9 protein-coding genes are annotated in these 11,147 nt (G+C 70.0%); 3 read left to right on the top strand and 6 right to left on the bottom strand.

The genetic code is table 11. The features are described 5' to 3' along the window. Positions 1-116: 116 nt before the first annotated feature. The 3 genes from ACIA8F_RS13310 to ACIA8F_RS13300 form a co-directional block, all read right to left on the bottom strand. Positions 117-383, bottom strand: coding sequence for a GlsB/YeaQ/YmgE family stress response membrane protein (locus tag ACIA8F_RS13310; protein ID WP_383941742.1), 267 nt, complete (start codon positions 381-383; stop codon positions 117-119). 60 nt (positions 384-443) lie between these two features. Further along, on the bottom strand, positions 444-1,613 hold the full coding sequence (locus ACIA8F_RS13305; RefSeq protein WP_399378428.1) for an AI-2E family transporter: 1,170 nt from the start codon (positions 1,611-1,613) through the stop codon (positions 444-446). Positions 1,614-1,953: 340 nt separating this feature from the next. Beyond that, complete coding sequence (locus ACIA8F_RS13300) at positions 1,954-2,415, bottom strand: TIGR03618 family F420-dependent PPOX class oxidoreductase (RefSeq protein ID WP_399378427.1); 462 nt, start codon at positions 2,413-2,415, stop codon at positions 1,954-1,956. A gap of 219 nt (positions 2,416-2,634) precedes the next feature. Here ACIA8F_RS13300 and ACIA8F_RS13295 point away from each other — a divergent pair, with 219 nt between their 5' ends. After that, positions 2,635-3,060 (top strand): DUF6003 family protein, encoded by a 426-nt coding sequence (locus ACIA8F_RS13295; RefSeq protein ID WP_399378426.1) that lies wholly within the window; start codon positions 2,635-2,637, stop codon positions 3,058-3,060. 162 nt (positions 3,061-3,222) lie between these two features. On the opposite strand, the gene ACIA8F_RS13290 is transcribed toward ACIA8F_RS13295, so the two are convergent. The 3 genes from ACIA8F_RS13290 to ACIA8F_RS13280 form a co-directional block, all read right to left on the bottom strand. After that, positions 3,223-3,858 (bottom strand): TetR/AcrR family transcriptional regulator, encoded by a 636-nt coding sequence (locus tag ACIA8F_RS13290; RefSeq protein ID WP_399378425.1) that lies wholly within the window; start codon positions 3,856-3,858, stop codon positions 3,223-3,225. Positions 3,859-3,952: 94 nt separating this feature from the next. Next, positions 3,953-5,056: an oxygenase MpaB family protein gene (locus ACIA8F_RS13285; RefSeq protein ID WP_399378424.1), complete on the bottom strand. Its 1,104-nt coding sequence runs from the start codon at positions 5,054-5,056 to the stop codon at positions 3,953-3,955. A gap of 175 nt (positions 5,057-5,231) precedes the next feature. Next, positions 5,232-5,699, bottom strand: a complete 468-nt coding sequence (locus ACIA8F_RS13280; protein ID WP_399378423.1) for a hypothetical protein — start codon at positions 5,697-5,699, stop codon at positions 5,232-5,234. A gap of 609 nt (positions 5,700-6,308) precedes the next feature. Between ACIA8F_RS13280 and ACIA8F_RS13275 the strand changes: the two genes are divergently transcribed. Together ACIA8F_RS13275 and ACIA8F_RS13270 are read left to right on the top strand one after the other, a co-directional pair. Continuing rightward, the gene (locus tag ACIA8F_RS13275; RefSeq protein WP_399378422.1) at positions 6,309-7,652 is read left to right on the top strand and encodes an FG-GAP repeat domain-containing protein; all 1,344 of its coding nucleotides are present in this window, start codon (positions 6,309-6,311) and stop codon (positions 7,650-7,652) included. A 456-nt stretch (positions 7,653-8,108) separates the two neighbouring features. Then, on the top strand, positions 8,109-11,024 hold the full coding sequence (locus ACIA8F_RS13270; protein ID WP_399378421.1) for a LamG-like jellyroll fold domain-containing protein: 2,916 nt from the start codon (positions 8,109-8,111) through the stop codon (positions 11,022-11,024). Positions 11,025-11,147 lie beyond the last annotated feature (123 nt).

The raw sequence follows: 11,147 nt of genomic DNA, 5'->3' as shown, positions 1-11,147 counted from the left end.
GCGGCGGCGGCGCGGGGGGGGGGGGGGGCGCGCCCCCCCGCCCCCCCGCCCCCCCCCCCCCCCCCCCCCCCCCCCCCCCCCCCCCCCCCCTCGGCGGCTCGGGTGGCCTCGACGGCTCAGTGGCTCCGCCGGCCTGCTACCAGCCGGTAGAGCAGCAGGAGCACGACCGAGCCCGCCACGGCTGCGATCCAGGTCGAGAGGTGGAAGAACCCGTTGATCGAATCGACGCCGAAGATGACCTTTCCCAGCCATCCTCCGAGCAGACCGCCGACGATGCCGATGAGGATCGTGATCAGGCAGCCGCCCGGGTCACGGCCCGGGGTGATGGCTTTGGCGATGGCTCCGGCCAGCAGGCCGAGCAGGATCCAGGCGATGATTCCCATGGTGATCTTTCGATGGTGGGCGAACACGGGCACCACTGAACGTGTCCGGAAGAAATGGACTCAAACCTGCTCTTTTGGGATCTCCTTTTGCGCCGTGTCACCGGCGCGACGGAGCTGGACCACCATCGTGTTGCCCACGGCAACGAGTGGCACGGCGATCACCGCGCCGGGGATGCCTGCCGCCAGACCGCCGGCCGCGACGGACAGGATGACGGCCAGCGGGTGCACGCGGACGGCGCGGCCGAGGATGAACGGCTGCAGGACGTGTCCTTCGATCTGCTGCACCGCCAGGACGATGAGGAGCACCGCGAGTGCGGTGACCGGCCCGCAGGTCACCAGCGCGACGAGGACTGCGAGCGCTCCTGAGGCCACGGCGCCCGCAAGGGGGACGAACGCGCACAGGAAGACCAGGGCCGCCAGGGGTACCGCCAGCGGGACGTCCAGGAAGTACAGGCCGAGTCCGATGAACAGGCCGTCGATGAAGGCCACGGCCACGGTGCCGCGCACGTAGGCGGTCAGGGTGCGCCACGCGTGGGGGGCCGCCGCCGCGACGGCGGGCCTCCCCGCGGCAGGGACCAGGCCGAGCACCCAGCGCCATACGCGGGGGCCGTCATGAACCAGGAACAGCGTGGAGAAGGCCGTCAGCAGGGCCCCGGTCAGGAACTCCGCCACGAAGGTGGCGCCCTGCAGGCCGGTCGTGGCGAGCTTCGCGGCGTTGGCGCCCACTGCGTCGCTGAGGCTCTGCGCGGCCTGCTCGACCTGCTCGTCCGTCACGTGCAGGGGGCTGTGCAAGGCCCAGGAACGCAGCTGGTGGATGCCCTCCTGGAGACGGGCCGCGACATCGTCGGAGTTGGCGACGACCTGCCAGACGACGAACCAGCCGATCAACGTGACCATCGCGAATCCGGCCACGATGACGAGGGCGGTGCCGGGGCCGCGGTGAAGGCCGGCGCGTTCCAGGCGGCACACGGCGGGGCGGAGCAGGGCCGTGGCGAAGAGGGCGACGACGAACGCGAAGGCCACCAGTTGCACGGTGGCCACCACGCGCACCAGGAGCCATAGGGCGGCGGCGAGGACGACCAGCCGCCAGGCCGCCTCGGCGCCGACCCGTACGCCCCAGGGGATGACGGAACTCGGATCGGGTGCGGCGCGGCCGTGCGCAGGCTCCCTCTGCCCGGTCCTGTGCCCGGTCCGGTGTTCGGGGGGCGCCGCGTACTGTTCCGTGTCCAAGGGGGATCCTCACTGGGTGCTCGCGTGATGTGCGGTTACCCGTGGGCCCCTGCCCCGGCCCGGGCGGCCGAGGGGAGCCGATGGTCCCGGACCGGGGGGACTTCGGTAGGCAGGACCGGCGGTGTGGCCGTGGAGGAGTGCGGCCCGCTCGTAGGGGCTGTCGGGCTTGTCGCGCCTGTTCCAGGACATACGGCAGGCAGCCGAAGCGACCGGGAGGGCGTGGCAGTCGCCGTGGGCGGGGCTCTGGGGGCCGCTTTCGGGGCGTGGCGGATTCGGCGTACCCCCGAAAGCGACCGTGAGGACGACGGCGGCTACTAGGGTCCGGACGCGGGGACCGCAGTCAGTTGCCGACCGGGGGAACAGGGGCGGGGCCGCCGGGCCGGAATCGCTCCACTCCCACGATGTGCCGCACCTTGACCGGGCGCACGATCACCGAGACGCGCTGTTCACCCGGCATGATCCACTCGTAGCGCTCCGTGCCCAGGTACTTGCGGGCCAGCCGGTCCATTCGGTCGTGCGCCTCCCGGCCTTCGATGAAGCGGGCCACCACGCCGCTGATCTGTACTCGGTCGAAGGGATCGGTGGCGTCCGCATGCGAGAGATAGACGCGGGGGTCGAGGCGGAGGTTCTCCTCCTTCACCCGCCCCGCCGAGGTGGTGAACGTGAGCTCCCCCGCGCCCTCCAGATCCACCCACATCGGGCTGACCTGCGGTGCTCCGTCGGCGAACACGGTGCCGACGTACCAGATGTTGGGGGCTTGCAGCCGGGCTCGGACGACATCGTCGAATGTCACAGCAGTCATCCTGCGAAGCTAGCAACGATGCACTGGGCGATGGCTCCAACTGAAGGAACCCGCCCCCCGGCAGCGATGTCCTGGCCGCCACCGCCGGGCTTCGTGCGCCTGGGTTCGGAGTGATGACCCGCACCTTTGTTCTGCGGGGATCGTTCGGCTTGGCCCTTGAGCGAGGGGGTATCCGGGGGGCGATCGATCAATGCCACGGTGTGCCAGGAGAGTGCCACGATGACGGATGACGCCTACTTCTTCCTCGTAATGACCACGGAAGGCTGGCAGGGAACGCCGCTGGCTCTCGTCGGAGACCTGGAGTGTCTGGAGACCTCGGCTGTTCAGGCCTGGTTGGCGGCACAGGGGGTGAGTGCCGATTCGCCGGCTGTCCGCGTGGTGCCTCCGGAGCAGAGCGCACTCATTCCCGACGGTGCCGAGCGGCTCCCGGTGCCGCTGAGCGAGGAGGAGCTCGAGCGGCTCCGCCGTGCGGCGGCCACGGACCACGTGGCGAGCGTCGAGGAGGAACTGCTGACGTTCCGAGAGGGTGAGGACAACAGGGACGCCCTGTTGCGACGAGCGCTCGCCGCCGGCGTGCCGGCCCACCGGATCATCGAGCTCTCCGGAGTCGATCCGACCGCGCTGTCGTCTGCCTCCCGGGCCTGACATTCCGCGTCCGCCCCCTCGCCGTCCGCCCCCTCGCCGTCCGCCCCGTCGTCGTCGGCTCCGGGGACGGCTGATCCTGGTCGGAGCCACTGCAGGGAGCATCGCGGCCCTCGGCGGCCGGGTACCGGTCCCGAGACCGCGGGGTGCCCGGGTGGCTCCGCTTCAGCGGTGGGTCCGCAGGCCGCCCAGGATGAGGTCGGCGATGTGGTGGGCGTGGGCGCGGATGGCGGTGGAGGAGTCGGGCGGGTGGCCGAGGCGGGTGCTCAGCGCCGGGCTGACCCAGGGTGCGGTGCCGCCTGAGGTGATCATGAAGTAGACCGCGGGCAGGGGAACGTCCTTGAGGGTGCCGTCGGCGACGAGTTGGGCATACAGGGGCGCGAAGCGGTCGATGGTGGGCTGGATGTGGCGGGTCCACAGGTGGGTGACGCGGTCGGAGTCGTGGGTGGCTTCGGAGGTGACCAGCCGGAGCAGGTCCGGCTGGTGTGCCGCGGCCTGGATGAAGTCGACGATCATGTTGTGGAGGCGGTCGAGCGGCGGGCCGGCCGGGTCGTCGGCGCGGTCGAGTGCCTCGGTCAGGCGTACGCAGGCGTCGTCGACGGCTGCCTTCCACAGGGCCTCTTTGGAGCCGTACCGCTTGGTGAGCATGTTGTGGCTGACGTTGAGCTCCGCGTTGAGGGATCGCAGCGATACCCCCTCGAATCCGTGACGCGAGAAGGCCGTGAGCGCGGCGTGGAGGACTTCGCCTTCGGGGACCAGGCGCCGGGTCTTGAAGGCGTTTTCGGCTGGGGCGTGCTGCATGGGGTCAGGCTATCCGGCGCGCTTGCCGGCCTGGCGGGCCTCCTGCGTCGTGGGCGGTGCATCACGCCGCTGGGGTGTGCCCGGCGGGGCGGGTTCACGGGTTGGGCCGGTGGGCGTCGAGGGAATGGATGTAGGCGCGCGTGAGGGCGAGGTTCTCGGTGATGAGAGCTGCCCGGCGTGCGGGCCGGCTCTGCCACCGGTATCCGAGGCCGACGACGGGGCGCAGCCCGGCCAGGGCGGACTGGAGCGGACGTGCGGGAAGCGGCCGGTCCGGGGAGTCGGCGTGGAACCGGGTCACGAGCGCACGGAGCAGGGGACGGCCCACGGCTGCCGACAGCTTCACCTGGGCCTGCAGGGTTTCGGCTACGGCCTCGATCGTCTGGTGGGTGAGGACGTCGGCCTCGGGAGCAGCCGGTGACAGGCTCCGTCCGTCGAGCTGACGGTCGGCCTCGGCGGCCGCGCCCGGACCCGTCAGGTGTGCCACGAGGTGGGGTTCGATTCCCATCAGGTGCGCGATGTGCTGCCAGTACCGGTAGAGGACTGCCAGCTCGGCTTCGGTCCAGGTGTAGCCGATCATGGCCTCGGCCCGGAACGAGGTGTGGGTGAAGGCCAGCCAGGTGCGCAGGAGATCAGCCTGGTTGATCGGTGATCCGTGCACTGCCGGGTCGTAGCCGTTCGCGAGGGCGGCCAGACGGGCCCGGGCATGCACCAGACGCACGTGAGCGGTGGCGATGTAGCCGGGCTTCCCCGGGTGCAGTGCGCCGGGGAGCAGGGCGGAGTTGACCCACAGGCCCGTCGCGTCCAAACGGGTCCCCGCGGTGTTCACGAGGGAGCCGGTGGCTGCCAAGGCGGCCGCGATCGAGGGGCACCGGTAGACCTTGACGAGCGACCCGGCCGACAGGGCGATCGCGTGAACCCATCCGGGATGGATGAACCAGGCTCGGGACCCGCGGTCGAGTACGTCCGGATCGAGGTGCGCGGGCGGATGCTCAAGGTCGTGCAGGAACGCGGCCAGGGCCGGTGAAGGCCGGGTCAGTTCCCGTGCCCCGTGAGCCAGGCCGCGCCGGAGATCGTCCCGGGACTGCTTTCCCCCGTTCCGCAGTTCTTCCACCAGGTCATCCGCCAGGCGATCGGCCACTCCCTGGGCGCGGGTGACCCAGTGCGGGACGTGATCCTTGGAGTCAGTGCTCTCGGGCATGACGAACCCACCCCCATCAAGAGTTGACGAGTGTCAACTCAACGAGTGTGAGGCACCCTTGCCCGGCCGGACAAGAGGCCGCGCACCGGCAGCCTGCACGCGTCGAGCCCGCCCGGCAGAAATGCCGGGCGGGCTCGGGAAATCGCGGAGGGGCGGTCCCTGCGACGGCTCTGGATTACCAGGCGGCCTTGCAGTTGAGGAGCTTGGTGGTATTCACTGCCCGGTCGCAGGCGTAGGCCGTCACATTGGCCTTGTTTGAGAACGTCCAGGTTTTGGTCCCGTTGGCGACCGCGACGACGTTGGACTTGCGGGCCCAGATGCCGTCCTTGTATTCGTCGTACTGGAGCGCCAGCACGGCCTCCACCCCGTCACCTGCCACCAGGTCCTTGGCCGTCGAGCTGGTGAACTTGCCGTCGTAGAGGTTCGAACCGCCACCCTTGGGGTTGTTCGAGTCGGCCGTCCCCGAGTAGTGGTACTCGTAGGTGCCGCTGATCTGGCTCTTGCTGCTCTGGGAGGTGGCGCTGAAGCCGAAGGTCGTAGCGCTTGCCGTACCGGCGAATCCCAGGACGACGGCCGAGGACAGGGCCGCCGCGCCGAGCGCGATCCGCTTACCGGAAACCCGAATGTTCCGCTTGAATTCCATGATTTCTCCCTTTGGCATATCCGTTTGGCTCAGGAGAAGCATCAACCGGTCCCGGCGCCCGGAAAAGACTCAATGAACGACAGCAACCGCTCATGAACGGTTGCTCTCAACCACCGGTGTGCCAGAGCCTTTCCGGCACCGCCGCACCCGGGGGAGCGCGAGTAACTCCCGCATATCTCCGCGACGAACAGAAGAGAGACGGGCCCCAGCGCTGTCCGGCCGACCCGCCTTCCGCGCGGGCGCGCTCCACCTATGTGTCCAGTGGCCCTGCCCCACGCCCACCACTGATGCCGCCCGCACGGGGAACGAACGGTGGTGCGTGACACCAAGCGTTCAGGACCACTTGCTCTCAGCCGGCACACCTTCCGAGGGGTGCCGGGCAGCGGTGATGCTTCTGCCACAGCGGGTGAACATCGGGTGACAGCACCACGCGGGCCACGAAACAGCGGGCCGCCCATCCGATGCCATGCCCCCGGTGTGCGGCTGCTCGGTTCGGCCATCGCCGCAACACCGTTCCGCCACCTGCTGCGCACGCCGTGATCCCGCTGGCGTGCGGCAACCCCCTCACCCCTTCGGCACGGCACTGCCCACCGGCAGGCGAAAAGGACCATGATGCAGCGTTCCGTCACACCTCGTACGTTCCTCGCCCTCTCCGCCTCCGCGGCAGCGGCGGTCGCCGTACTCGGCGGCGCGATGCCGGCCGTCGCCTCGTCGGGAGCGGGCACGGCAGCGGTCTCCGCATCGGCGGTCGCCGGAAAGGATCGCGGCAGCCTCGGCCAAGGCCCCGAGGTACCGGTGCCCTCGGCCCTGCGCGGCGGGGTCGGCACCTTCGCCCTGAACAGTGCGCAGGAGAGTTCCCCGAGGCTGACGAGGAGCCAGGTCATATCCCGCGCCGCCGGGTGGGTCGGGAAGGGAATCCCCTACAACCAGTCGAGCAGCTACCAGGGGTACCGGACCGATTGCTCCGGCTATGCCTCGATGGCCTGGGAGCTCAGCTCCTCCCTCGACACCACGAGCTTCGTGCCGCGAGGGGTCGCCTCGTGGATCAGCAAGAGCGCCCTGAAGCCCGGTGACGCGATGCTCAACGACGCCGCCGGCAACTCCGGGCACATCGTGATCTTCCACCGCTGGACCGACTCCTCGCAGACCTCGTACCTGGCCTACGAGTTCACCGGCAGCGGAGTCCACCACCGCAAGGTCCCCTACCCCTACTTCGCCGGGAGCGGCACCTACAGGCCGGTCCACAACGACAGCGTGGTCGACGATCCCACGACTCCGCCGGAGCCGCCCCTGGAGGAGGAGGTCGTGGACCTCCCGGTGGTACAGGCACGGACGGCGAGCGGTGACTTCAACGGCGACGGGAAGGCCGATATCGCCGGCATCGATGCCAACAACAACCTCAAGCTGTACGTCGGCAACGGCGCGGGCACCGTCAGCGGCGGCACCAACATGCTCGGCAGCACTGGCCTGTGGAAGAACTTCGGATCGATCACCGCCGGTGATTTCAACGGCGACGGGCGGACCGATATCGCGGGCATCGATGCCAACAACAACCTCAAGCTGTACGTCGGCAACGGCGCGGGCACCGTCAGCGGCGGCACCAACATGCTCGGCAGCACCGGCCTGTGGAAGGGCTTCAAGGGCATCGCCTCGGCCGACTTCAACGGCGACGGGAAGCGCGACATCGCCGGCATCGACGCCAACGACAACGCCAAGCTGTACGTCGGCAACGGCGCGGGCACCGTCAGCGGCGGCACCAACATGCTCGGCAGCACCGGCCTGTGGGCCTACTTCCGCTCCTTCATGGCCGCCGACTTCAACAACGACGGGAAGGTCGACGCGGCCGGCATCGACGCCAACGACAACATGAAGCTCTACGTCGGCAACGGCTCCGGAACCGTCAGCGGCGGCACCGACATGCTCGGCAGCACCGGCCTCTGGTCCGGCTTCTAACCGGCGCCGACCAGGCCGACCGCCGAGGAACACACCCGGACGGCGACCGGGAAGAAGCAGGCCACGCCCGGCACCCGGAGCCGAAAGGGCGCCGGCACCCCTGACCGGCGTGCGGTCCGGCGGAACATCCGGCGCGGTCGATCCGGTCTCCGGCGAGGTCCGCTCGGCGACCTGCACGCAACGCCGTCGGCTCGAAAGGAAGGCAGCGAGGTCACCACCGGCCTCGCTGCCTCCGGTGGCCGACGGCCCTTCCCCGGCCCACACCGCAGAGCCCCCGGGGGCGCTGCTCGACAAAGCGAAAGGAATCCCGTGACCAAGAAGGCCTTCTCCTCCCATCCGGCCCGGAAGTCGCCCAACCGACCGCATCCGGCCCTTCACCCTCACCCCCACCCTCACCCACTCGGTCCGGCCGTGCGCGAACCCGGCACGCGGCGGTCCGCCCTGGGGCGGGACTCGATGAGGAAGCTGTTCAGCGCGGGCACGAGAGCGCTCGCCACCACCGTGGTCGCGCTCATGGCCGCCACCGCGATGACGCCGGTGGCCAGCGCCGACATCCCGGCGGTCCCCAGCCAGCAGTGCGGTTACGCGGGCACCGGTGAGGCCAAGTTCGGTCCGATGGTGCCCATCACCAACAACCTCCAGGTCGGACCCAACAACTGGAACGCCCGGGACAACCAGGGCGGCGGCCTCTGCATCAACACCGATGGCGACCACAAGTTCACCGTCAGCGGGAGCAACATCTCCGCCGACAAGTCCGGGCAAGTGGCCCAGTGGGGGCCACAGGCCTACCCCTCGTTCGAGACGCGCCGACCGTACCCGGACCTCCCCGCGACCATCGACAGCCTCGCCGACCTCAGCTCCACGTTCCACACGCGGGGCGCCGCCGACAGCGAGTACAACACCTCGTACGACCTCTGGTTCGATCCCGCACAGGGCAACTGCGCCGTGCCGACCGACCCTTCGCACGCGAACACCACCGTTGAACTCATGATCTGGCTCAACGACGTCGGCGGCAACCACCCCCCGGCCGGCAGCCTGCAACCGGGGACCCTGACCGTCGGCGGCCACACCTTCGAGGTCTGGAAGGGCGTCGGCGGGGCCGGAACCGTCGATGTGAGCTTCCGGTCGACCGACCGGACGCTCACCGCCGTCGACGATTTCAGCCTCAAGCCGTTCCTGCAGGAGAGCATCCGCCGGGGCTGGCTCACCGGCAGCCACTACCTCTGCACGGTGGACGCGGGATTCGAGATCTGGCGCAACGGCAACGGCCTGGCCGCCGACTGGTACGAACTGCACCTCGCGAAGCAGCCGCCGGTCGTCCTGGCCGACCGCGCCTACGCGATGACCGACGCCGCGCACAGCCCGCCGTGCCCCGGAGGAGCCGGATACACCAACGACCCCGCTCGCGGACCCGTCGCCACCTTCAACGGCACCGGCCAGTTCTGCGCCGTCGACGGCGCCGGCACCCCCTCGGTGGATGCGACCAAGGACTTCTCGGTCGCTGCGTGGGTGAAGCCGGACTCGGTGGACGGCACGCTGAACATCACGGCTCTGAGTCAGGACGGCGTGCAGGGCAGTGCGTTCTACCTCGGAGTGAACGCCGCCGACAAGAAGTGGATCTTCCAGCGCCCGGGCTCGGACGAAGCGGGTCCGACGGCGTGGGCGGGGGTCAAGTCGGACGGCCCGGCGACCACCGCGTGGACGCATCTCACCGCGACGTACCAGGCGAGCACCAAGAAGATGACCCTGTACGTCAACGGCGTCGCGCAGAGCGCCACCGCCACCGCCCCCACCCCCTGGACCCGCGGCAACGGTCTGGTCATCGGACGCGGCACGTGGGCCGGCGCCTCCGCCGACCTGTTCCCCGGCCGGGTCAGCGGTGTCAGCAGCTGGATCCACACCCTCAGCCCGGGCGAGGCCAGTACGGCCTATTCCCAGAGCCTCCCCTCCCAGCCCGGCGCGGGCGACACTTCGTACACCATGGCCGACGCCGCCCACAGCCCCTCGTGCCCCGGGGGAGTGAGCTACGTCAACGACCCGAACCGCGGCAACGTCGCCAAGTTCGACGGCGGCGCACAGTACTGCGCTCTTACCAGCCCTTCGGTGGATGCGACCAAGGACTTCTCGGTCGCTGCGTGGGTGAAGCCGGACTCGGTGGACGGCACGCTGAACATCACGGCTCTGAGTCAGGACGGCGTGCAGGGCAGTGCGTTCTACCTCGGAGTGAACGCCGCCGACAAGAAGTGGATCTTCCAGCGCCCGGGCTCGGACGAAGCGGGTCCGACGGCGTGGGCGGGGGTCAAGTCGGACGGCCCGGCGACCACCGCGTGGACGCATCTCACCGCGACGTACCAGGCGAGCACCAAGAAGATGACCCTGTACGTCAACGGCGTCGCGCAGAGCGCCACCGCCACCGCCATCACCCCCTGGACCGGCGCCGGCAAGGGGCTCACCATCGGCCGTGCCAAGTGGGCGGGCGGCCCGGGAGACAAGTTCCCCGGCCTCGTGAGCTACGTGCGCACCTGGACGCACACGCTCTCCGGCACCGAAGCGGGTGCTGCGTACGCGCAGAGCCCGACCTCCGGAAGCAGCGCGGCCCTGTTCACCGAGGACTTCTCGGGCGCCAGCGAAGGGCACCCCGGCGCGGCCGACGGCCTGATCACCAACGAGTACGCCTCGTGGCCCGGCAACGCGGGCGACCCGGCCCGGGTCCTGTCCAAGGCCTGGGACCTCACCAGCGGCTCCCTCTTCCGCAAGACCGGCACCGACGCCGCGGGGAACGCTAACAAGCTGGGTTCACCGGGCAGCATCAACAACGACGAGCCCAACGCCACGTCGAGCGGCCCTGCGAGCAACGGCGTCGGGACCGCCACCGACTCCGCCATCTTCCGGATGAAGTCCAAGCGCACGGACTTCGGTGACGTGCGGATCGACGCGAAGTTCCGCGACGACGGACTGATCGGCGACTCGGTGTCCGACGGCACCAACGGCTGCGCGGAGTGCGACGGCATCCACATGTGGCTCCGCTACAAGGACGCCGACAACCTGTACTTCGCCTCGCTCAACCGGCGTGACAACACCATGGTGATCAAGAAGAAGGTCACGACCGGGTCCAGCTCCGCGAACATCGAACTCAGCTCGTCGGCGGCCTACAACGTGCCCTGGGGCCAGTGGCAGAACTTCACGGTCACGGTCAAGAACACCGGTGCGAACCAGGTGACCATCACGGTCTCCAAGGACGGCCACCTCCTCCTCACCGGAGTCGACAACGGCGCGGGCGGCGTTCCCGCCTACACCGCCCCCGGAGCGATCGGCGTCCGCGCCGACCACGCCGACTTCGTGATGGACGACATCGTCGTCAGTCCCTACTGACGCACGGCCACGGTCCCGTGACCGGGTGGTCGCGCGTGATGCGGCGGGGGGGGGGGGGGGGGGGGGGCGGGGGGGGGGGGGGGGGGGCCCGGCCGCGGGGGGGGGGGCGGGGGTGGCGGGCGC

Source organism: Streptomyces sp. NPDC051563 (assembly GCF_044454225.1).
Lineage (GTDB): Bacteria > Actinomycetota > Actinomycetes > Streptomycetales > Streptomycetaceae > Streptomyces.
This window is presented reverse-complemented; position numbering and strand designations above follow the sequence as displayed.

What these genes read in the sequence shown, in the direction of transcription:
- ACIA8F_RS13290 (WP_399378425.1), bottom strand. Translation starts at nt 3,858, where the DNA reads ATGCAGCACGCCCCAGCCGAAAACGCCTTCAAGACCCGGCGCCTGGTC.
- ACIA8F_RS13295 (WP_399378426.1), top strand. Translation starts at nt 2,635, where the DNA reads ATGACGGATGACGCCTACTTCTTCCTCGTAATGACCACGGAAGGCTGG.
- ACIA8F_RS13300 (WP_399378427.1), bottom strand. Translation starts at nt 2,415, where the DNA reads ATGACTGCTGTGACATTCGACGATGTCGTCCGAGCCCGGCTGCAAGCC.
- ACIA8F_RS13310 (WP_383941742.1), bottom strand. Translation starts at nt 383, where the DNA reads ATGGGAATCATCGCCTGGATCCTGCTCGGCCTGCTGGCCGGAGCCATC.
- ACIA8F_RS13285 (WP_399378424.1), bottom strand. Translation starts at nt 5,056, where the DNA reads ATGCCCGAGAGCACTGACTCCAAGGATCACGTCCCGCACTGGGTCACC.
- ACIA8F_RS13270 (WP_399378421.1), top strand. Translation starts at nt 8,109, where the DNA reads ATGAGGAAGCTGTTCAGCGCGGGCACGAGAGCGCTCGCCACCACCGTG.
- ACIA8F_RS13280 (WP_399378423.1), bottom strand. Translation starts at nt 5,699, where the DNA reads ATGGAATTCAAGCGGAACATTCGGGTTTCCGGTAAGCGGATCGCGCTC.
- ACIA8F_RS13275 (WP_399378422.1), top strand. Translation starts at nt 6,309, where the DNA reads ATGATGCAGCGTTCCGTCACACCTCGTACGTTCCTCGCCCTCTCCGCC.